Source organism: Stutzerimonas sp. KH-1 (genome assembly GCF_054483855.1).
This window is the reverse complement of sequence record NZ_CM137011.1, coordinates 878,765-899,475: the sequence shown is the minus strand read 5'-3', so window position 1 is coordinate 899,475 and position 20,711 is coordinate 878,765. Positions and strand designations below refer to the sequence as shown.

The 20,711-nt window shown below is 60.9% G+C and carries 18 protein-coding genes and 1 tRNA gene; 12 read left to right on the top strand and 7 right to left on the bottom strand.

Translation table 11 applies throughout. From position 1 onward, the window contains the following. Positions 1-11: 11 nt before the first annotated feature. The gene (locus tag ACX1DW_RS04440; RefSeq protein ID WP_125868181.1) at positions 12-1,040 is read right to left on the bottom strand and encodes an acyltransferase family protein; all 1,029 of its coding nucleotides are present in this window, start codon (positions 1,038-1,040) and stop codon (positions 12-14) included. A gap of 228 nt (positions 1,041-1,268) precedes the next feature. Between ACX1DW_RS04440 and mobA the strand changes: the two genes are divergently transcribed. The 3 genes from mobA (at position 1,269) to ACX1DW_RS04425 (ending at position 2,357) form a co-directional block, all read left to right on the top strand. Then, positions 1,269-1,919 (top strand): molybdenum cofactor guanylyltransferase MobA, encoded by a 651-nt coding sequence (gene mobA, locus ACX1DW_RS04435; protein ID WP_200593511.1) that lies wholly within the window; start codon positions 1,269-1,271, stop codon positions 1,917-1,919. A 4-nt stretch (positions 1,920-1,923) separates the two neighbouring features. Continuing rightward, positions 1,924-2,145 carry a YgdI/YgdR family lipoprotein gene (locus ACX1DW_RS04430; protein ID WP_458992861.1) on the top strand — a complete coding sequence of 74 codons (222 nt, stop codon included), beginning with the start codon at positions 1,924-1,926 and terminating at the stop codon, positions 2,143-2,145. A gap of 135 nt (positions 2,146-2,280) precedes the next feature. After that, positions 2,281-2,357: transfer RNA gene (locus tag ACX1DW_RS04425), tRNA-Pro, on the top strand. A 71-nt stretch (positions 2,358-2,428) separates the two neighbouring features. Here the strand turns inward: ACX1DW_RS04425 and ACX1DW_RS04420 are convergent. Continuing rightward, on the bottom strand, positions 2,429-2,680 hold the full coding sequence (locus ACX1DW_RS04420) for a glutaredoxin family protein (protein WP_102840352.1): 252 nt from the start codon (positions 2,678-2,680) through the stop codon (positions 2,429-2,431). 421 nt (positions 2,681-3,101) lie between these two features. On the opposite strand from ACX1DW_RS04420, the gene ACX1DW_RS04415 reads away from it, so the two are divergent. The 6 genes from ACX1DW_RS04415 (at position 3,102) to ACX1DW_RS04390 (ending at position 8,294) form a co-directional block, all read left to right on the top strand. Continuing rightward, a complete protein-coding gene (locus tag ACX1DW_RS04415; RefSeq protein WP_133456811.1) occupies positions 3,102-4,373 on the top strand; it encodes an OprD family porin in 1,272 nt (423 codons plus the stop codon). 205 nt (positions 4,374-4,578) lie between these two features. Continuing rightward, positions 4,579-4,980, top strand: a complete 402-nt coding sequence (locus tag ACX1DW_RS04410) for an ElaB/YgaM/YqjD family protein (RefSeq protein WP_102840350.1) — start codon at positions 4,579-4,581, stop codon at positions 4,978-4,980. Between the two features lie 14 nt (positions 4,981-4,994). Further along, positions 4,995-5,375, top strand: a complete 381-nt coding sequence (locus tag ACX1DW_RS04405; RefSeq protein ID WP_102840349.1) for a phage holin family protein — start codon at positions 4,995-4,997, stop codon at positions 5,373-5,375. Continuing rightward, positions 5,372-5,692, top strand: a complete 321-nt coding sequence (locus tag ACX1DW_RS04400; RefSeq protein ID WP_125867796.1) for a hypothetical protein — start codon at positions 5,372-5,374, stop codon at positions 5,690-5,692. The genes ACX1DW_RS04405 and ACX1DW_RS04400 overlap by 4 nt, the downstream gene beginning before the upstream one ends. Before the next feature lie 170 nt (positions 5,693-5,862). Then, positions 5,863-7,194, top strand: a complete 1,332-nt coding sequence (locus ACX1DW_RS04395; RefSeq protein WP_458992860.1) for a deoxyguanosinetriphosphate triphosphohydrolase — start codon at positions 5,863-5,865, stop codon at positions 7,192-7,194. A gap of 110 nt (positions 7,195-7,304) precedes the next feature. Further along, entirely contained in the window at positions 7,305-8,294 is a 990-nt protein-coding gene (locus tag ACX1DW_RS04390) for an FUSC family protein (protein ID WP_394798122.1), read from the top strand. Here the strand turns inward: ACX1DW_RS04390 and ACX1DW_RS04385 are convergent. Continuing rightward, positions 8,278-8,622, bottom strand: coding sequence for a YggL 50S ribosome-binding family protein (locus ACX1DW_RS04385; RefSeq protein ID WP_063541034.1), 345 nt, complete (start codon positions 8,620-8,622; stop codon positions 8,278-8,280). The genes ACX1DW_RS04390 and ACX1DW_RS04385 overlap by 17 nt on opposite strands. A 265-nt stretch (positions 8,623-8,887) precedes the next feature. Between ACX1DW_RS04385 and dacB the strand changes: the two genes are divergently transcribed. Beyond that, positions 8,888-10,345 (top strand): D-alanyl-D-alanine carboxypeptidase/D-alanyl-D-alanine endopeptidase, encoded by a 1,458-nt coding sequence (gene dacB / locus ACX1DW_RS04380; RefSeq protein ID WP_161612029.1) that lies wholly within the window; start codon positions 8,888-8,890, stop codon positions 10,343-10,345. A gap of 22 nt (positions 10,346-10,367) precedes the next feature. Here the strand turns inward: dacB and rlmKL are convergent, their stop codons facing one another. Then, the gene (gene rlmKL, locus ACX1DW_RS04375) at positions 10,368-12,545 is read right to left on the bottom strand and encodes a bifunctional 23S rRNA (guanine(2069)-N(7))-methyltransferase RlmK/23S rRNA (guanine(2445)-N(2))-methyltransferase RlmL (RefSeq protein ID WP_458992859.1); all 2,178 of its coding nucleotides are present in this window, start codon (positions 12,543-12,545) and stop codon (positions 10,368-10,370) included. A 357-nt stretch (positions 12,546-12,902) separates the two neighbouring features. Between rlmKL and rmf the strand changes: the two genes are divergently transcribed. Continuing rightward, positions 12,903-13,118 carry a ribosome modulation factor gene (gene rmf / locus ACX1DW_RS04370; protein ID WP_011913504.1) on the top strand — a complete coding sequence of 72 codons (216 nt, stop codon included), beginning with the start codon at positions 12,903-12,905 and terminating at the stop codon, positions 13,116-13,118. Between the two features lie 91 nt (positions 13,119-13,209). Here the strand turns inward: rmf and ACX1DW_RS04365 are convergent, their stop codons facing one another. Both ACX1DW_RS04365 and ACX1DW_RS04360 read right to left on the bottom strand, forming a co-directional pair. After that, positions 13,210-14,241, bottom strand: coding sequence for a quinone-dependent dihydroorotate dehydrogenase (locus ACX1DW_RS04365; RefSeq protein WP_063541031.1), 1,032 nt, complete (start codon positions 14,239-14,241; stop codon positions 13,210-13,212). 109 nt (positions 14,242-14,350) lie between these two features. Continuing rightward, positions 14,351-14,572, bottom strand: coding sequence for a DUF2835 domain-containing protein (locus ACX1DW_RS04360; RefSeq protein WP_063541030.1), 222 nt, complete (start codon positions 14,570-14,572; stop codon positions 14,351-14,353). Positions 14,573-14,730: 158 nt separating this feature from the next. Between ACX1DW_RS04360 and ACX1DW_RS04355 the strand changes: the two genes are divergently transcribed. Further along, positions 14,731-15,645, top strand: coding sequence for a DUF6685 family protein (locus ACX1DW_RS04355; protein ID WP_110776638.1), 915 nt, complete (start codon positions 14,731-14,733; stop codon positions 15,643-15,645). A gap of 139 nt (positions 15,646-15,784) precedes the next feature. On the opposite strand, the gene ACX1DW_RS04350 is transcribed toward ACX1DW_RS04355, so the two are convergent. Next, positions 15,785-20,635, bottom strand: a complete 4,851-nt coding sequence (locus tag ACX1DW_RS04350; protein ID WP_458992858.1) for an NAD-glutamate dehydrogenase — start codon at positions 20,633-20,635, stop codon at positions 15,785-15,787. Positions 20,636-20,711 lie beyond the last annotated feature (76 nt).

Sequence of the window (20,711 nt, the reverse complement as noted above, 5' to 3'; positions counted from 1 at the left end):
CCGGAGTTCTATTACGCAAGGGCTTTGCGCATACGGAAGTGCGATGCCGAAATTCGCTTCGGCGGAGCAAGCAGGAAGTGCAGTCGGTACCGATTAATGATCAGCTGCGCCACCAACGGGGCGGCGGTACCGATCAGCGTACCGATCAACAAATGGACCGTAATCGAATCGATCCCCATGAACTTACTGAGTATCACGCGTACACCACTGCCCGCCAGGATATGCATCAGGTAGATGGTCATCGACGAAGCGCCGATGAACAGCAACCAGTCGACCCGGTACTGCCCAAGCCACATCGACAGCGCGACCATGAAGAAAATGGAGACAGTGGCCAAGGCCAAGACCGGCAAACCACCATCGGTGTAATTCATGCCAAACGTCACGTGAAACAGATACTGCCCAGCTATGAACATGGCTCCGAAGACTAGCGTGAGCGAAGAATATCGCGCCAGAAAGAAAGCCTTGACTTCGTTGAACCAGACACCCAATGCAAAAAACACTGTATTGCCCAGGATGAAGCGCGTCATGTTGTTGATGGTCAGGTCCTGCTGGAAAACGAACAACACACCAAACAGCACTACAAACGGCAGGAAGAACCGGCGATCTGCCTTCGCATAAAGAAAGGTGCAAACCACGAACACCAGGAACAGCGCATACAAAAACCAGAACTGCGCCCGAGGCATCCACAGCAGCGAGAAAACCTCGACCAAAGTCACCTGGCCATTGGTGTAGTTCGAGAGCGCGACTTCGAACAAACCCTGCAGCAGGGACCAGACGATAAACGGATACGCGATCGTATCGATCTTGTTGATGATCAACCCGCCCCTGCCCCGCTTCTGCAGCGAGTCAAAGAAGAACAACCCGGACAGAAAGAAGAACAGCGGCATGTGGAAGCTGTAGATGATGCTATCCACCAGCACGAACTCTGCCTCATCCATCGGCAGCCCCGCGTTGAATACCCCTCGCGCGACATGCCCGTACACAACGAGGATGATCCCTATCGCCTTGGCATAGTCAACCCAAACGTTTCTCTCCTGCATGGTGTTGTTCTCCTTGTATGTCAGCCAAATAAGCAGGCGGCATCCGCTACTCAGGAACAAGCGGATGGTGGAAATAGACAACAGTTTTTTCGGTTGGTTTAGCGCCCGGGCTTGCGGACTGTTATCGAGCATGCTCAACTCGCCCCAGATGCCCCTACAGCCGGCGCAGCTCACTCGGCGAGCGGCTTGTCATGCCGGATCAGCCCTCAACCTACTCGGATCCGAAGCGTGCCCGACTTGAGACTGCCATCCTGTTCGATTCTGCTGCTCGCCGGCGGTCGCGGGCAGCGCATGGGTGGACGGGACAAAGGCCTGATCGAATGGCGCGGGCGTCCGCTGATCGCCTGGCTACACGATCTGGTACGCCCCCTGACGGAAGACCTGCTTGTTTCCTGCAACCGCAACCGATCGCGTTATGCGATCTACGCGGATCGACTGGTGCATGACGCCAGCGAAGATTACCCCGGCCCCCTTGCAGGTATACGAGCCGGTCTAGCAGCTGCGCGCGGCCAATGGCTGCTGCTGCTACCCTGCGATACGCCGTTGATCGACCAACAGTTGCTTCGATCACTTTGCTCCGCCGCAATCGCAGCACCAGGCAAACCGGTCATGCTGCGCCGCGGACAACAGTGGGAGCCGTTATTCAGCATCATCCCGACCTCGTTGACACCAGAGGTCGAAGCTCATTGGCTGGCCGGCGAGCGCAGCCCGCAGCGGCTTCTACTGAAGCTCGGAGCGCATGCCGTTCGGGTCGCCGAAGACGACATTCGCCTTGCCAATCTAAACACCCCAGAACTGCTTGCGGCCGCCGAGCTTGCGCTGGGAACTTCATATGGGAGCGTTCCGTCCGATGTGTTAACCATACTTCAGAAGGAATAGCCTCATGCGCCAACGCTACTTCGTGACTCTGGTTCTTGCGCTGGGCTTCGGCATGCTCGCCGGCTGCGCCAACCCAAGCGTGATCACGCTAAACGACGGCCGAGAAATACAGACCGTCGATCGGCCCGACTTCGACGATGAGTCCGGCTTCTACGAGTATGAACAGCTCGACGGCAAGCCTGGAAAAGTAAACAAGGACCAAGTGCGCACCGTACGAGAGTTATGACTTCACTCCCTGAGCCACCTCTAACGAGGCGGCCCAGGGACTCATGACATTCGTCCAGGACAGGCTCCCCGATCAAAAAAATCCTGCATAACGTCTTGTGCAGCAAAACTTTTTCTGTAGAATGCGCGCCATCTTCGGAGCGTAGCGCAGCTTGGTAGCGCGTCTCGTTCGGGACGAGAAGGTCGCTGGTTCGAATCCAGTCGCTCCGACCAAATCCCGCGTTCAGCACTAGTTGAACACATAAAAAAACCGGCCTAAGCGCCGGTTTTTTTATGCTCGCCATTCACTCCCGTTGTGGTGCACCGAGAAAACTTACAACCTGATTGGCCTCGAACGGCCAATCGAGCTCGGCGCCTGTATCCACACGCCGCAACACCGGGATGCGCAGCCCGTAATAATCGACCCACTCCGGGCTGTCCGCGATATCCATCAACTCGACCAGCAACCCGTGCTCGACAAGAGGCATAAGCACCTCTTCCGCCTGCTCGCACAGATGGCAGCCCAGCGTTCCGAAAAGTTGACATTCAGGCAGCATCTGTTGGTCTCGATCTGTTCGCAGCGCAAATTCTAGCAATTGTTCCGCAGCCCGCCATGACTGTCCGCCCCGCGGGTACGTAGCGATCATTCAAAAACTGTGAAATCGCCCCCACCGATCAGGCGATCTTGAGCGAGCTGTTCGACTCAGCCCGAGTAAAACGCTAGGATGCGGCGACCCGAGGCAACGCAGATTGCCCGGCGACACCCCGTTAGTCTTTAACCGCCAGGCTCATGCAATGCGCGAAATCGGCCGACATTCGAATTGCCAGCAAGCTGATGGCACGAGTGCGACGCTCTAGCACGTTGACTCGCGAGACTTGACGACTAAAGTCTAAAGGTTGAAAACCCTCTGTAATGTTTTATTGCATGGCGCCGTAAAGAGCGACTTCAGAGCATCATCCAACGAGGAGAAATAAGAAATGCTCAAGACCCCCATCGCCCGGGGCGTGGCCCTCGCCACTCTGGGAGCAACACTGGCTATCCCAACCATGGCCCAAGCCGCCTTCATCGAAGACACCAAGGCTGGCCTGGAACTGCGTAACTTCTATTTCAATCGTGACATTCGAGAAGATTCGGGCCAGAGCAAATTGGAAGAGTGGGGCCAAGGCTTCCTGCTCCGCGTGGAATCAGGCTACACCGAAGGGACCGTTGGTTTCGGTGTTGACGCATTGGGGCTACAGGGCGTGAAGCTCTACTCCAGCGAAGATACCGCTGGTACTGGCTTGATGCCTAGCGCGTACAACAATGAGGCTCCCGATGATTGGTCCTCCTTGGGCCTGACTGCAAAAGCCAAAGTGTCCAAGTCCATTCTGAAAGTTGGCACGCTCCAACCGAAGAACATGGCCATTTCCTCGAGCGACTCCCGCCTCTTGCCGCAAACGTTCCAAGGCGCACAAATCGTTTCTAATGAGATCGATGGCCTCACATTGGATGCCGGTTATCTCAATCGAGCCAATCATCGCAACTCGACCAACAACGAACCTCTCGCTTACGGTGGTAAAGCCGCAGCTGCAGGCGAAGCAGCCATCGACGCTACTGACGTAGACGATTTTGTCTTTGCTGGTGGTAGCTATAAGCTCACCAACGACCTGACTGCTGCTTACTACTACAGCAATTTGGAAGAGGTCTATAAGCAGCATTCGACCAACCTGGTTCATGTTCTCCCTTTGGGTGACAAACAGTCCCTCAAGACCGACCTGCGCTACTCCCGTTCTTCTGAAGACGGCTCGTCCAATGTAGATAACCGCGCGCTAGGGGCGATGGTTACCTATTCGCTGAGCGGTCACAGCTTCGGACTCGGCTACCAGAAAATGAGCGGTGATACTGGGTTTGCATATGTCGGCGAGTTCACCGATCCGTTCTTGGTCAACTATGTACAGATCAACGACTTCGCAATGGCTGACATGAAGTCCTGGCAGGCACGCTACGACTTCAACTTTGCTGCTGTTGGCATTCCCGGCTTGACCTTCATGACTCGCTACGTCACAGGCGACAACGTCGATCGCGGCGCGGGCCTGTCGGAAGGAAAGATCTGGGAGCGCGACATGGATATCGGCTACACCTTCCAAGAAGGGACGCTGAAGAATCTGAACGTCAAGTGGCGCAACGCAACCTCGCGCGGCAATCTTGCCCGCACTAACGATCTTGACGAAAACCGTCTAATCGTCAGCTACACCATTCCGCTGATGTAAGAAGCGGCTACGGCACTCGTTGCTGTAGACAAAGAAACCCGCTTCGGCGGGTTTCTTTTTTATGCATCGCCGAAACAGGCAGAACCAACCGCAATTGCCCTCTACCTCCACGCGACACAACGAAGCGGGGAACCTTTGCCAAGACGCAACGCTCGAAACTTGAGGCAACGGGGCCTTCCGCCCCTAGATTCAAGAGGAGCTGCGCATGTCTACCGAGTCCACTTTCGGCACCAGCGATAACACCCCGATTCCTGAAGGTCCCGCTGGGAGCACCCGCCCCCTCATCGATACATCCGCCCATCGTCGTAACCTGCAGGCCGCCCAGAATGCGCTAATCGAGGAATTTCATACACTCATCGGTGATACCGAACGCCTCCTTAAACACACGCAGGAATCTGCAGGCGGGCAGACCGAAGAGCTGCGCAACAAGATCAACGCAAACATCGCCAAGGCGCGTGAGATGCTCAAAGAGCGCGAGGGCTCCATGCGCGAGCAGGGCCAGGCTGCAATCCAGTGCACCGAGGAATATGTTCACACCCATCCCTGGCAATCGATCGGCATCGCTGCGGGCGTCGGATTTCTGCTCGGTCTGATCACACGTCGCTGATGGGAGTGCCGCCAATGGATGCGAAGCCTGGCACCGAAGCTCCCAAGCCATCGCTCAAGAAGCTGGGCGGCGCGTTTGTCGGCCTGTTGCAAGGTCATCTGGAGCTGATCGGCATCGAGGTCCAGGAGGAGAAAGCTCGCACGTTCCGGTTGTTTCTTCTCGCGGGAATCAGTCTGATTTTCGGCCTTCTGATTCTTGTCGGGCTCTCCGCGGCAATCGTAATCGCGTTCTGGGAAACCCATCGAATGGCAGCGATTCTCACGCTGTGTGCGGTTTATGCACTGGCGATGATTATCTGTATCAGCCGCGCGGTTTCGCTCGCTAAGCAATGTGCAGCGCCGTTCCAGGCGACACTTGAAGAGCTGGAACGCAATCGGGAGCGTTTACTGCCATGAGCCAGCCACTGAGCACTTCTAACGATCTGAGCATGCGCAAGGATCTGGTACGCCTGCGCATGGAGATGCATCGCCAGCAGCTGCTTTATCATGCACAACCCCTGTCCCACCCTCTGCAGCAGGTGAGAAGCTTCATGACGTCTCGCCACTCCGATGCCGAGACGTCATCTGGCAAGGGGCCGGTGATGATTGCGGCTACGGTTGCACTCGCGTTATTCGGCCGCCGTCTCGGAAAGGTCGGAAAACTGGCTCGTATCGCACTGACCCTCTACCCGTTGATCAAGGGCCAGCAGAAACTGCGCCAGAAACTGCATTGAGCGGCTTTCGCCCGCTCAATGCAGAACTCCCACAATCGCTACTCTGTAGCCTTACCCAGGGCCGGCCAGCCTGCGCTCCTGCGGCACCTTTCATGCGATAGTAGCGATCGGTCAATGGACGGTTATGGTAGTTTTGCACCAGCCCGCTGATGGCAATATGGAGATAGTCCTTGGACTGGCACACACTGCTTACCCGTGAACGACTCGGCAAGTCCGCCCATAGCGGCGACGAGCTGGGACGCAGCCCGTTTCACAAGGATCACGACCGCATCATTTTCTCGGGGGCGTTCCGCCGCCTCGGGCGCAAGACCCAGGTACACCCCGTTTCAAGCAACGACCATATCCATACACGCCTGACCCACTCGCTGGAGGTAAGCTGCGTCGGGCGGTCTCTCGGCATGCGTGTCGGCGAGGTGTTGCGCGATGAGCTGCCAGAATGGTGCAGCCCCGCCGATCTCGGGATGATCGTTCAATCCGCCTGCCTGGCCCACGACATAGGCAACCCACCGTTCGGTCACTCCGGTGAAGACGCCATTCGCTGCTGGTTCCAGCAGGCTGCCGGACGCGGCTGGCTTGACGAGATGACGGATTCGCAGCGAGCCGACTTCCTCAATTTCGAGGGCAACGCACAGGGCTTTCGCGTACTCACCCAGTTGGAATATCACCAGTTCGACGGTGGCACCCGCCTGACTTACGCCACCCTGGGCACCTACCTGAAGTACCCATGGACATCACGTCACGCCGAGGCGCTCGGCTACAAGAAGCACAAGTTCGGTTGCTATCAGAACGAGTTGTCACTGCTGGAACAGATCGCGCAGAAGCTAGACCTGCCCAAGGTTGCCGATCAACGCTGGGCTCGCCATCCCCTTGTTTATCTAATGGAGGCAGCCGACGACATCTGTTATGGGCTGATCGACCTGGAAGACGGCCTGGAGATGGAGCTGCTCGACTATGCCGAGGTGGAAGCGCTGCTGCTTGGGCTGGTGGGCGATGACATTCCGGAAACCTATCGCCAGCTGGGGCCACGCGATTCGCGACGGCGCAAGTTGGCGATTCTGCGCGGCAAGGCGATCGAGCACCTCACCAACGCCGCCGCCACCGCGTTCGTCGAGCAGCAGCACAACCTGCTGCGAGGCGAGCTTCATGGTGATCTGGTCGAGCACATGCACGGCCCGGCCAAGGCCTGCGTCGTGCAGGCAAAAGCAATGGCCCGTCAGAAGATATTCCAGGACAAGCGCAAGACGTTGCACGAGATCGGCGCCTACACAACGCTGGAAATCCTCCTCAACGCCTTCTGCGGTGCAGCACTGGAACAGCACCGCGGAGGCAATCCCTCTTTCAAGAATCAGCGCATTCTCGATCTGCTTGGACGCAGCGCACCCGCGCCCGGCCTACCGCTGTATCAGTCATTCCTGCGCATGATCGATTTCATCGCCGGGATGACCGATAGTTACGCCACCGAAATGGCCGGCGAAATGACCGGCCGCTCCAGCCCGGTCTGACCTCCATGAAACGCCTGCTGCGACAGAGCATCCGTTGGCACCCCGGGCGCCCTGCCTGGGGCGCTGCGATGGTGGCCGGTTTCGGTTGCGCCTTACCGCTGCTACTAGGCTTGTTCAGCGGCCACCCCGGATTCCTCTGGGCGACAGTCGGGGCTTTCCAGGCGGCCAAGGCGAACCCCCTGCACCGCTTCGGCATGCTGCGCATGCTCCTGCTCATCGCGCTGGGGGCCGGTAGCGCCGGCCTGGGCTACTGGTCCGCCACCCACCCGCTGATAAGCCTTGGACTGTTCGCCTTCTACGGGCTGCTCCTGGCCTGGCTTCAGCGCTTCGGCAGCGAGGCGGGCAAGCTGGGAATAGGCCTGGCGATCTGTCTGTGCCTTGGCCAGGGACAGCATGGCATCGCCGACTTCAACAACCCCTACGCAATTGCCTTTCTGTTCGCGCTTGGAGGGCTCTGGGTGACACTGCTGGCATTCGGCTTGCGCGGCATGCATGGTCTGCGCATGTGGCCGTACATGCCGCGACTGCTGAGCATTCTGCGGGTGCTGCGCCGGCACGCTCGGCGGACGCCGATCCGGCAGTGGCGAGTGCACGCACTGACCTACATGCTGGCCGGCGCGCTGGGCGGTGTGATTGTGAATATGGCGCAGCTGCCGAGAGGCTACTGGCTGACGCTGGCGGTGTTCACCACGTTGCAGATGGACCTGGAACGCAGCCTGATCCGTGCCCTGCAGGCCAGCCTCGGAATCCTGGCCGCCGCAGCCATCCTCATCTACATCGGTCATGGCCTGGCCGACCCACCGCTGATGGTGATGATCCTGCTGCCGCTGGTGGTACTCGGCAGGGCCTTCCAGGCGAATCACTACGGGCTGTTCGTACTGCAGACCACCCTGCTCTTCCTGCTGCTGGCGGAAACTCTAGCGCAGGACTGGAATCTGCCGCAGATACGCCTGGTCAATGCCAGCATCGGCGTAGGCGTAGCATTGTTCATCGCAGCGCTTATGCATCTGTTGCATCTGCTGCTGGCCAGGCGCTCACGAAGGAAAGCCCGGCTGGCAGCAGCGCAACGAACCGACGAGCAGACTACTTCTCGGTCCTGATCGGGTTTTCCGGATACCACACATCCATCAGCGGGCTGACGCTGTACTCAGCAAGCTCGCTGCGGCCTTTCAGCCAGGCATCCACCTTGGCGCGCTGCTCCTCGGTAACCGAGCCACGGCGCGCCAGGCAGACGAAACCGTAGTCTTCACCACCGATATAGCCAAGGTCGTTGGCTTCCATCGCCTCGCTGATGAACGCTTCCAGGAAGTCATCCACGGCCTTGCTTTCGATACCTTCGCGATAGGTGAGATTGATCTCGAAGCCCAGCTCCTGGAACTCATCGACACAGAGTTTCTTGCGCAGGCGACGCGAACGATTGGTAGCCATTGGATCGATCCTTTTTTCTACGTGATGACGGCGCGCACTCTAACAGCAACCCGATGCCAAGGCGATGACCGAGAACCGGCTTCGCAACGGCTCGCCATCTTGTTTTGCAGTTATCCGTGTGACGCAGCTACGCTTATCGGATAGAGGCACAGCGCCTCTACGGGCCGGGCATAATGGCTCGCAATCGTTCCCTTGGTGCAGTGGGAAATCGCATGCCGAATCGAATCACCAGCAGCCCCCTGTGTGCGCTCAGAGGCGCTCGCAAATGAACAGAATCCTTCGTGGTATCTCCTTGGCCGTTCTGGCCTTGCCCATTGCGCTACCGATTCATGCGGCCGGCGTGAACCAGACGCTGCCTGCCCGTGTAGAGCAGGCATTGAAGGCCAACAAGATCAACAGCGATGCGCTGTCCGTGGTCATGCTGCCGCTCACCGGCGACGCCGCGCCGACGTACGTCAATGCGGACGTCTCGGTCAATCCGGCTTCGACCATGAAGCTGGTCACGACCTATGCTGCGCTCGAACTGCTCGGCCCCAACCACCAATGGAAAACCGAGTTCTATTCCGATGGTCCGCTAGTGGACGGCGTGCTTAACGGCAATCTTTATCTGAAAGGTGGCGGCGACCCAAAGCTGAACATGGAGAAGCTCTGGCTGCTGCTGCGCGATCTGCGCGCCAACGGCGTGAGCAAAGTCACTGGCGATCTGGTGCTGGATCGCAGCCACTTCGTCCAACCTGACCTGCCGGTATTCGACGATGACGGCGGTGACCAGAACAAGCCGTTTCTGGTCGGGCCGGATTCATTGCTGGTCAACCTCAAGGCCCTGCGCTTCATCGTCCGCAACGATGGCGGCAAGGTGAACGTGGCGGTCGAGCCGCCCATCGCCAGCGTACGCGTCGACAACCGCGTTAAGGCGCTGCCGGCAGCCAAGTGTCCAGGCTGGCCGGACGTGCTGTACAACCCGGTCACCAACGGCGACGGCGTCACCGTGGTGGTCACCGGCAAACTCGCCGCTGGCTGCAGCGCGCAGACCTATCTGTCCCTGTTGGATCACGAACGCTATGCCGCTGGCGCGGTACGCGCCATCTGGGGCGAACTGGGCGGCAGCATCCTCGGCACTGACCGTGTCGCTCAGGTACCAAGCAGTGCCCGCCTGCTGGCCAGGGCCTACTCGCCGGACCTCACCGAGATTATTCGTGACGTCAACAAGTACAGCAACAACACCATGGCCAAACAGCTGTTCCTGAGCCTTGGTGCGGCATTCCGCAACGAAGCGGATGCCGATGATGCGAAGGCGGCCCAGCGAGTAATCCGCCAGTGGCTGGCAAAGAAGGGACTGATCTCCCCGCATCTGGTGATCGAGAACGGCTCCGGCCTTTCCCGTGCCGAGCGGGTCAGCGCGCGCGAGCTGGCGAGCCTGCTGCAGGCTGCCTGGCGCAGCCCCTACTCGGCCGAGTTCATCTCATCGATGCCCCTGGCAGCAGTCGACGGCACCATGCGCAAGCGCTTGCGCAACACACCGGTCGCCGGCAAGGCACATGTGAAGACGGGCACACTGAACACGGTGCGCGCGATCGCGGGCTACAGCCGAGACGGCAACGGCAATGTCTGGGCGGTAGTGGCAATCCTCAACCACCCGCGTCCATGGGGTGCCTCATCGATCCTCGATCAGGTACTGGTCAGCCTGTACAACCAGCGCGGCGAAAGCACCGCTCAGCGCTGATCGCGCCAGGCAGTCCTGATCATCACCGTGCCTGGAGTTTCCAGGCACGGTGGATTCGCGGATTACGGCGGAAGTCCTCATCCAGCGTTGAAGCCGTGATTTCTTCTACTGCGTAACGATCCATCAGGCTCGCGTCCAGCACGAACTTGCGGAAGTTGTTGGAGAAATACAGCGTCCCGCCGGTAGCCAGCCGCGCCATGGCCAGGTCGAGCAAGGCGACGTGGTCACGCTGCACGTCGAACACACCTTCCATGCGTTTGGAGTTCGAGAAGGTTGGGGGGTCGATGAAGATCAGGTCATATTCGCCGCGATCCGCTTCCAGCCAGGCCATCACGTCTCCCTGCTCCAGCCGCTGGCGGTCCGAGAAGCCGTTGAGCGAAAGGTTGCGCCGCGCCCAGTCCAGATAGGTCCTGGACAGGTCGACACTGGTAGTGCTGCGCGCTCCGCCCTTGGCCGCGTGCACGGTCGCCGTAGCGGTGTAGCAGAACAGGTTGAGAAAGCGCTTGCCGGCCGCTTCGCGTTGGATGCGCAGGCGCAGCGGGCGATGATCGAGGAACAGGCCGGTATCCAGGTAGTCGGTCAGGTTGACCAGCAGCTTGACGCCACCCTCGCTGACCTCGAGGAATTGACCCTGAGCGGCCTGGCGCTCGTACTGACGCGTGCCGGTCTGCCGCTCACGACGTTTGACCACGACCTTCTCACGCGCAATGCCCAGCGCCGACGGAATGGCCGCCAGAGCATCCAGCAGGCGAGCTTGGGCCTTGTCCGGATCGATGGAGCGCGGCGGTGCATATTCCTGCACATGCACCCAATCGCGGTACAGGTCGACCGCGAGAGCGTATTCCGGCATATCGGCATCGTACAGCCGATAACATTCGATGCCCTCGCGACGCGCCCATTTGCCGAGCTGACGCAGGTTCTTCTGCAAGCGGTTGGCAAACATCTGCCCGCCTTCGCTCAGTCGCGCCTGCTCCACCGGAGCCTGCTGAGGCTGTGACTCGGTGGAGGCAGCGCGTTGACCGGTAACGAACTGGTCCAGCTCGACCTTGATCAGCAGCAGCTTGCACGGCAGCGCGCCGTTCCAGAAAGCGTACTGCTTGTGGCTGCGGATGCCCATGCGCTTGCCAAGGTCCGGGGCGGCAGTGAACACCGCGGCCTCCCAGCCGAGGCAAGCCTGGCGCAAGCGCTCGCCGAGGTTCTGATAGAGATAAAGAAGGCTCGCCTCGTCACCCAGACGCTCGCCGTAGGGCGGGTTGCAGATGACAAGCCCCTTCTGGTTCTGGTCCGGGCGCGGCTCGAAAGTCCCGACGTCGCCCTGGTAGATGCGGATCCAGTTCGACAGCCCGGCGCGCTCGATATTGTTGCGCCCAGGCTGGATCAGGCGTGGATCGGCTTCGTAGCCACGAATCCACAGCGGCGTTCTGGCCAGACCGGATTGTGCACGCGAGCGCGCCTCATCATGCAAGCGGTTCCATAGCGCCGGCACATGGCCAAGCCAGGCGCTGAATCCCCAGCGCTCGCGCTTGAGGTTCGGCGCGATATCGGCCGCCATCATCGCGCCCTCGACGAGAAAGGTACCCACGCCGCACATGGGATCGGTCAGCGCACCACCCGCAGCGGCGATACGCGGCCAGCCGGCACGGATGAGGATCGCCGCTGCCAGGTTTTCCTTCAGCGGGGCCGCGCCCTGCTGCAACCTGTAGCCACGCTGATGCAGGCTGTGCCCTGATAGATCCAGCGACAGGACCGCCTGCCCCTTGTCGAGCCGCAGGTGTACCCGCAGGTCCGGATCGAGCTTATCGATCCTTGGGCGCTCGCCCGAGGCAGTACGCAGCCGATCGACGATCGCGTCCTTGACCTTCAGCGCACCGAAATGCGTGTTGTCGATGCCCGAGCCACGCCCACTGAACTCCACTGCGAGGCTGCCGGACGGCAACATGTGCTCCGCCCAATCGACTGCATGCACCCCCTGGTAGAGCGTTTCGGCATCCGTCGTCGAGAAGCGGCTCAGTACCAGCAGCACACGGTTTGCCAGACGCGACCACAGGCATAGGCGGTACGCCACGTCCAGCGCTCCGTAGCCGCGGACCGCTGCCGTCTGCTCGCGGGGTTCTTCCAGGCCGAGCAGGGTGGCTTCCTCAAGTAGCAGGCCTTCGAGCCCCTTCGGGCAGGTCAGTATCAGTTCATGGCGATCGGTCATGGTGGTTCCAGAAAAAGTGCTTCGGACCGCCACGACCCTTTCGTCGGAACAAGCCCAGCAGGAATGAATTACAGATGATTCGAAAAATTGCCGGTGCGCATTGCGACCGCGCTCAGTACTGCAGGTTACGCACAACGGTCGGCCGGCTTATGGGTAGATCCACAGATTCGTTACCTACTTATGACAAAACGATCGTTCCAGCGTACCAAGCATTGGGTTAGAACTCGTCCTAGGCCGACATCGCAACGATGCCGGCGAGGCGCGCCACGCCGGCAGCGCGCTTCAATTGGCAGTCTATCTGCCCGGTCTCGCCATGAGGCCACAGGAACACCAGTCAACCACTGAGGGCAATACCCAATGAGAAGACTCAAGCGTGATCCGATGGAACGAGCATTTCTGCGCGGTTATCAACATGGCATACATGGCAAATCTCGCGACCTCTGTCCTTTCTCCCATCCCCAAGTTCGCCAAGCCTGGATCAACGGCTGGCGGGAGGGTCGCGGCGACAACTGGGATGGTCTGACCGGCACGGCCGGTCTGCATAGACTCAACGAACTTCACGCGGTCGGCTGATTCACCGATCCACCCGACTTGATACGGCACGCCCTACCCGGGCGGCGGGCTAGAAGCCCAGGGGCTCCGACAGGAGCCCCTTCCCGGCAAATCAACGTGCCTGCGAGCGCAGGGCCGCAATGGCATCCACCGCCTCGCCGATCAGCGCCGGTCCCTTGTAGATGAACCCCGAGTAGAGCTGGACCAGACTGGCACCCGCCTCGATCTTCTCCGCCGCATGCCTGCCCTCGGTGATGCCACCCACGGCGATGATCGGCAAGCGCCCGCCGAGCGTCTGCGCCAGAACCCGGACGGTATGCGTGCTCTTGTCACGCACCGGCGCACCGGACAGCCCACCGGCCTCGTCCGCATGAGCCAAACCGGCAACCCCCTCCCGCCCCAGCGTTGTGTTGGTTGCGATGATCGCATCCATACCGGCCTGGAACACCGCCTCACCTACCAGCGCGATTTCCTCGTCGGTCATGTCAGGGGCGATCTTGATCGCCAGCGGTACGCGCTTGCCATGCATGAGCTCAAGGTCTTCGCGGCGCAGACGCAGCGCTTCGAGCAACTGCTTGAGCGAATCACCGAACTGCAGGCTGCGAAGGCCCGGTGTATTGGGCGAGCTGACATTGACCGTGACGTAGCTGGCGTGGTGATAGACCTTCTCCAGGCACAGCAGGTAATCGTCCTCGGCACGCTCGACCGGGGTATCGAAATTCTTGCCGATGTTGATTCCCAGAACGCCCTTGAACCTGGCTGCCTCGACTCGTGCCAGCAAGGCATCGACCCCGTGGTTGTTGAATCCCATACGGTTGATGATCGCTTCGGCTTCCGGCAAGCGGAAAATCCGCGGTTTCGGGTTGCCAGGCTGCGGGCGCGGCGTCACGGTCCCGACTTCGATGAAACCGAACCCCAACTGCGACAAACCACGAATCGCTTCGCCGTTCTTGTCCAGTCCGGCCGCCAGCCCCACAGGATTCGGAAAATCCAGCCCCATGACTCGTACCGGCAGATTCGCCGGCGCTTTACTCAGCATTGCGTTGAGCCCCAGACGCCCACCAGCGCCGATCAGCTCGAGAGAAAGCTCATGGGACGTTTCCGGGGATAACTTGAACAACAGCCGGCGGGCCAGGTTATACATACGCAGCCTAAGGTCTCGGGAAATGTGGTGGCGGAGTATAGCAGCACGAGGACCGTCCAGCCGCTGCCGATAGCATCCGGATGCGCCGCAGCAAACCGAGACCTGCGAGCTATTTCAGACGCCTCAGGCCGAGCAGCTGCCCTTGTTCGGCGAACTCCAGCTCGAATGAACCAAATACGCCTTCATGGGTCAGAAACGGGCGCAGGTGATGCGCAGGCAAGCTGACTCGCGTGCCGTCGCGGCTTCGAATCAGGACTCGATTCGCATGGCCCTGATACACCGCCTTCATTCGCTCGGCGGACAGCGCGATATCCAGCACCAGGTTCGGCATGGAGGCTCCTTGATGTTCAATTCAGCGATAGTGCCACAACGCCCTTCCCTCTTTGGTCAGGTCCGTATGCAGCTCCACCGCCGCGGATCGAGCAAAGCCCGTGCGCAAATCGCACAGGTCTGCCACACTTCGGCCGTAGCCCTGAGAGCTCAAGCATCATGATGAGCCTGCCCGAGCCAATGCCTTCACTGACAACTCAAATTGCACGACTTGCGCAACGCCTCGGGCTGCGCTCCAAGGCTGCGCATTCGGTATTGCAGCGCGCCAGCAACCTGCAGCTGCCGTTCAGCCGCCTCCCGGAACCCGAGCCCAGCATTTTCTGGACTGACGGCCCTTGCCTGCAACGTCTGCTGGAACTGCCGCGCGGCGCGCTCTCCGGTCCGGTGCAGGAAGACAAAGCCCGCGCCCATGCGGCACTGACCCGTCTGATCAGCAAGGACTGTATCCGGCTGCAGCTCGATCTCCGTCAGATCGACGGCTTTGGCGGCCCGCAGAGCGGCGGTGCTAGCTACGCGACATTCGAAGCCTTCGCCGCTACACCTGCCTGCCGACAGATTCGAATCATCAGCTACAAGGACTTCGTTCGCACCCTGGGGGCAGCGCTGCCCGGTTTCGACACCGGTGCCCCAATCGAAGTGCGCCAGGCCAGCTGGCTGGGCGAACGGCTGTACTGGGCTGGCGAGCACCACCTGGAAGCCTTCGCCTGCGCCGTGGCCTATGCGCGCCTGCGCGGCCTGGAAGTGATGCTGCCGGCGGACGTCACCGACTATCGCCTGGACCGCTCAGGCGTTCACGCGCTGGATGCGGACTACCACGCCGTGACCATGCCCGCCCAGGCCTGGAGCGATCGCGAGTTCATGGCCCTGCTTCTCGACAGCCAGGTGCCCTATGCGCGTCTGACTCTGCTACGCGATACCAGCAATTCGGAACTGCTTCTGCTGGAGAAGCGTGACCCCACGGCCAACGCCATCGGTGAAGGGCTCAAGCTGGCCGGAGCACCGGACCTGATTCGCTACCTGCGAGACCTGCCGCAAATCACCCGCTTCAAGGTCGGTTTGCCCGCCCAGAACTGAACGCCGCGCCAGCACCGGCGACCCTCATACCGAACCAACCGCAAAATACGGCACAGCGTCGCGGTCGGCCGGTGCGCCGTATGCGCTCAAGCCTGGCTGGCCGTCTGCGGGCTGACACCCGCAGACGGCCAGCAGGCCTTCAACCATGCGCAACCGACTGGGCTAGCGCCTGCAACTCCCGGCTGGCCACCGCGTATATCGCATAGTCATTGCCGCTGGCGCCTCGTAGCTCGGCCAACATCGAACGCCAGCGTTCCAGTTGCACCGGCCTTTGTGCCAGCCACGCATCGACCCGTTCACTGATCGGTTCCGGACCATTCTCCATCTGCAGCACGGACACCGTGATACCGCGCTGCTGCGAGTCGAGGTCGTCGCGGAAGCCTTCGCGGGCCAGCGCTTGCCAGTTATTGGCCACCGGCATATTGGTCAGCTGGTGCAGATACCACGGCAGCTCCAGCGCTCCGCCGACGGCGAAGTAGGCAGCGGCAACCTGCGCCGGCACCTGTCCTGTTTCGTCGGCCGCCTCGAGGATCGGCAGCAAGGTGTACAGATGACTGGTGCCGGCGACCATCCGCGCCAGCAGCTCGGGCACGCCCGCTTCGGTGTAGCGCCGATAACGCTCCTGCCAATGGTCGCGGGTCGAGCCTTGCAGCAGCTCGTCCAGCTTCAGCCCGAGGGCTGCGACCCGAGGTCCGAAGTGCGCGACATCCCGCGCGGCATCGAGCTCGCTGCGACGGTTGCGCAGGAACCAGCGCGTCGCACGTCGGCCAAGCCGCATCAACTCGTCCATCAGCTTCAGCTGCAGGTCCGCGGGCACCTTGTAATCCAGCGCCTCGATCTGCCGGAACCAGTGCGGCAGATGGAAGATGTCGCGCACGATGACATAAGCGCCTGCGACGTTCGCCGCACTCATACCGGTCGCCTCGTTCAACCGCTGGACGAAGGTGATGCCCATGTTGTTGACCAGATCGTTGGCGATCTGCGTCGCGACGATTTCGCGCTTGAGGCGGTGCTGCAGCATCGCGGCGCGAAAACGTTCAGCCAACTGCTGTGGAAAGGCAGTGTCCATTTCCCGCGCAAGGTAATCGTCGTCGGGCACCCGTGAATCCAGCAGCGCTTTCTTGAGTTCGATCTTGCTGTAGGAGATAAGCACGGACAGCTCTGGCCGGGTCAGCCCCTTGCCGAGGTTTGCACGCTCAGTCAGCGCGTCATCGGACGGCAGGAACTCCAGCGATCGATCGAGCTGCCCCGTCGTCTCCAGCGCGCTGATCAGCCGGACATACTCACCGGCTCGTTCACGCGAACGATGCTGTGCCTGGGATAACGCCTGGGTCTGCTTGTAATTGTTCTGCAGCACCAATTCGGCCACCGCGTCAGTCATCTCGAACAGCAGCTGGTTGCGTTGCTTGGCCGTCATGTCGCCGGCGCTGACCACTTCGTTCAACAGAATCTTGATATTGACCTCGTGGTCGGAGCAGTCGACCCCCCCAGCGTTGTCGATGAAGTCCGTATTGCTCGCGCCACCATGTAGCGCGTACTCGACCCGCCCCAACTGCGTCATGCCGAGGTTGCCGCCCTCACCCACCACCTTGGCCTGCAACTCGTTGCCGTTGACCCGCACCGCATCGTTGGCCTTGTCCCCTACCTCGGCGTGGCTCTCGCTGCTGCTTTTCACATAGGTTCCGATTCCGCCGTTCCAGAGCAGGTCGACCGGTGCCTTGAGCAGCGCGTTGATCAGTTCGGCCGGAGTCAGCTGATCCGCCTCGATGGCGAAGCGCTCCTTCATCTGCGCAGTGATCGTCACCCGCTTCGCCGAGCGGGGGAACACACCACCGCCTTCGGATATCAGCGAGGCGTCGTAATCCGTCCAGGCCGAGCGCGGCAGCGCGAACAGGCGCTTGCGCTCGGCAAAGCTGCGCGCAGGGTCGGGGTTCGGATCGATGAAGACATGCAGGTGGTTGAAGGCCGCCACCAGCTGCAGGGTTTCGGACATCAGCAGGCCGTTGCCGAACACGTCACCGGCCATGTCGCCGATGCCGATCACGCTGATGACGTCGGTCTGCACGTTGATGCCGCGTTCACGGAAATGGCGCTGCACCGACACCCAGGCGCCGCGCGCGGTAATGCCCATCTTCTTGTGGTCGTAGCCGGCCGAGCCGCCCGAAGCGAAGGCATCGCCGAGCCAGAAGTCGTACTCGGTGGCAATGCCGTTGGCAATGTCGGAAAAACTCGCCGTGCCCTTGTCGGCCGCCACCACTAGATAGGGATCATCGCCGTCGTAGCGCAGCACGTTGGCCGGCGGTACCACCTGGCCTTCGCGCAGGTTGTCGGTGATATCCAGCAGACCGCTGATGAAGATGCGATAGCAGGCGATGGCTTCGGCCTGGATATCGTCGCGTGTCCCGCTGCTCGGCAGGCGGCGTGGGACGAAGCCACCCTTGGCGCCGCCAGGCACGATCACGGCGTTCTTCACCTGTTGCGCCTTGACCAGGCCGAGCACCTCGGTGCGGTAGTCCTCTTCGCGATCCGACCAGCGCAACCCGCCACGGGCCACCTTGCCACCGCGCAGGTGTACGCCCTCGACCCGCGGCGAATAGACGAAGATCTCGTACATCGGTGCCGGCCGTGGCATCTCCGGGATGGCACGCGGATCGAGCTTGAAGCTGAAATACGGCTTGGGTTTGCCGCTGGCGTCGGGCTGGTAGAAGTTGGTGCGCAAAGTGGCCTGGATCAGCGCCAGGTAGCGCCGCAGGATGCGGTCCTCGTTGAGCACCGCCACGTCATCCAGGGCGCTGAGGATCGCCTGCTCCAGGCGTTGCTGTTTGTCCGCCAGGTCGTCGTCGCCGAGCTTGCGCGCCAGATAGAAGCGCATCTTGAACAGCCGCACCAACTCGCGGGCAATGTCGGTGTGATTGAGCAGCGCGCTGGCGATGTAACCCAGGTCGAAGCCCATGCGAATCTGTTTGAGGTAGCGCGCATACGCGCGCAGCAGCGCGACCTCGCGCCAGGTCAGCCCAGCGGTCAACACCAGCCGGTTGAACGCGTCGTTCTCGGCCAGACCACCATAGATGTGTATGAAGGCGTCCTGCAGGGTCTCGTTGATCTCAAGCAGATCGATTTCCAGCCCATCGGCGTAGGTGAAGGCGAAATCATGGATCCAGTAGTCACGGCCGTTTCTGTCGCGCAGGCGAAACGGGAATTCGCCGAGCACCCGCAGACCGAGGTTCTCCATGATCGGCAGAATGTCCGACAGCGGCAGCGGCGTGTCCATGTGGTAGAGCTTGCAATGCAGACGGTTCTCGCCCGCCGTGATCGGCTGGTAGAAGCTCATCACCAGCGGGCGTTCATCATTCAGGTCGAGCAGATGCTGCATGTCGACCGTGGCCGATTGAGCCGAGAAGCGCTCGCGGTAGCCGGCCGGAAAGCCCTTGGGAAACTCGCTGAGCAGACGCGTACCCTTCGCTTCACCGAAGCGTTCGACGACCAGCCCCTGATAGTCATCCTGCCAGGTGCGGCAGGCCTGCAGCACCTCCTGTTCGAGGCGCGCCGGGTCGACCTGCACCGGCTTGTTCGGATCGAGGCGCAGGATGAACTGCACACGCGTCAGCACCGACTCGGAGAAATAGGTGGAGAATTCGCAATCGCTGGCCTCGAGTCGCTCCTGCAGGACCTGCTGAATCTTCAATCGCGTCTCGGTCGAATAACTGTCGCGCGGCACATAGACCAGGCAGTAGCAGAAGCGCCGGTACGGGTCGAAGCGCAGGAACAGACGCAAGCGGTTGCGCTCCTGGATCTGCACGATAGCGATGGCGTTTTCGAACAACTCGTCGATGGGCGCCTGAAACAGTTCGTCTCGCGGCAGCACTTCAAGCACCTGCACCAGCTCCTTCGCCAGGTGCGCCGAGCTGCCGAAGTTGGCACGCTGCACGACGGTTTCCACCTTGCGGCGGATGAACGGGATGCGACGTACGCTCTGGGTGTATACCGACGAGGTGAACAGCCCGAGAAAACGGCATTCGCGCACGACGCGGCCCTGCTCGTCGAACTCGCGCAACGAGACGAAATCCGGGTAGGCCGGCCGATGCACGCGGCTGGGCATCGCTGCCTTGGCGAACGAGAGAAGAAGCGGCTCGCGCAGGTAGCTGACCGACTGGCTGGTAAGCGACTGTTCCTCGTCCGACAGCCCGGTGCGCATGCTGCGCGATAGGCCCAGCAGCGAGCCTTCGTCATAGGCGATGCGTCCGCCGTCGCCCTGCTCCACTACGGAAAATTCCTCGTAGCCGAGGAAGGTGAAATGGTCATCGGCCAGCCAACGCATGAAATCACGGATCTCATCCAGCTCGTCGGCGTCGATGCGCAGGTTGACCTGATCCAGCCGCGCCTGCAGGTCGCCGACCTTGCCTTTCATGGCAGCGAAATCACCGACCACCTGGCGCACATCGGCCAGCACGCCAAGCAGCGACTGCTCCAGCTCACGCAACGCGGCTGCACTGGCGCAGCGGTCGATCTCGACGAAAATCAGCGACTCGGCGTGACTGTCCGGCGCCCGCTGATCCTTGGGCAGCAATTCCAGCAGGGCACCATCGGCGGAACGTCTTACCTGCAGCACGCTGGTCTGCAGCGTATGAATGCTGTAACCGCGGCGGGTGAGTTCCATGCGCACCGAGTCGACCAGGAATGGCATGTCCGGATGCAGTACCTCGACCACGCTATGGGTCGACTGCCAGCCATGTTTCTCGTAGTCAGGGTTGAACACCTGCACTTCCGGCATGGCTGGATCGAAGCGCTCCAGCAGCCGCCAGCTGGCCAGCGTCGAACCGACCAGGTCGCCCATGCGCCGCTCGGTGAGCTCGGTCAGCGCGACGATACCGAAGAACTGCTCGGCGAAGACGCTCAGCTGCGGCAGGATTTGGGGATCTACGTGTTGTGCCAGTGCGGTCTGCAGTTGCTGCTGAAAGTCGGCCTTGCTGGCCGCTGAAAAGAACGCCATGTACGGCTCCGATTGGCTTGCTGGGAAGACGTGTCGCTAGTGACTGACGCCACAGGTCGAAGGTTCAAGGTTAGTC

Excerpts from the sequence above, each read along its gene's own strand:
- ACX1DW_RS04400 (WP_125867796.1), top strand. The coding sequence starts at position 5,372 with ATGAGCCAGCCACTGAGCACTTCTAACGATCTGAGCATGCGCAAGGAT.
- ACX1DW_RS04385 (WP_063541034.1), bottom strand. The coding sequence starts at position 8,622 with ATGGCTACCAATCGTTCGCGTCGCCTGCGCAAGAAACTCTGTGTCGAT.
- ACX1DW_RS04360 (WP_063541030.1), bottom strand. The coding sequence starts at position 14,572 with ATGCCGAACCTGGTGCTGGATATCGCGCTGTCCGCCGAGCGAATGAAG.
- dacB (WP_161612029.1), top strand. The coding sequence starts at position 8,888 with ATGAACAGAATCCTTCGTGGTATCTCCTTGGCCGTTCTGGCCTTGCCC.
- rlmKL (WP_458992859.1), bottom strand. The coding sequence starts at position 12,545 with ATGACCGATCGCCATGAACTGATACTGACCTGCCCGAAGGGGCTCGAA.
- ACX1DW_RS04355 (WP_110776638.1), top strand. The coding sequence starts at position 14,731 with ATGATGAGCCTGCCCGAGCCAATGCCTTCACTGACAACTCAAATTGCA.
- ACX1DW_RS04410 (WP_102840350.1), top strand. The coding sequence starts at position 4,579 with ATGTCTACCGAGTCCACTTTCGGCACCAGCGATAACACCCCGATTCCT.
- ACX1DW_RS04430 (WP_458992861.1), top strand. The coding sequence starts at position 1,924 with ATGCGCCAACGCTACTTCGTGACTCTGGTTCTTGCGCTGGGCTTCGGC.
- ACX1DW_RS04365 (WP_063541031.1), bottom strand. The coding sequence starts at position 14,241 with ATGTATAACCTGGCCCGCCGGCTGTTGTTCAAGTTATCCCCGGAAACG.
- ACX1DW_RS04350 (WP_458992858.1), bottom strand. The coding sequence starts at position 20,635 with ATGGCGTTCTTTTCAGCGGCCAGCAAGGCCGACTTTCAGCAGCAACTG.
- ACX1DW_RS04415 (WP_133456811.1), top strand. The coding sequence starts at position 3,102 with ATGCTCAAGACCCCCATCGCCCGGGGCGTGGCCCTCGCCACTCTGGGA.
- ACX1DW_RS04420 (WP_102840352.1), bottom strand. The coding sequence starts at position 2,680 with ATGCTGCCTGAATGTCAACTTTTCGGAACGCTGGGCTGCCATCTGTGC.
- rmf (WP_011913504.1), top strand. The coding sequence starts at position 12,903 with ATGAGAAGACTCAAGCGTGATCCGATGGAACGAGCATTTCTGCGCGGT.
- ACX1DW_RS04405 (WP_102840349.1), top strand. The coding sequence starts at position 4,995 with ATGGATGCGAAGCCTGGCACCGAAGCTCCCAAGCCATCGCTCAAGAAG.
- ACX1DW_RS04440 (WP_125868181.1), bottom strand. The coding sequence starts at position 1,040 with ATGCAGGAGAGAAACGTTTGGGTTGACTATGCCAAGGCGATAGGGATC.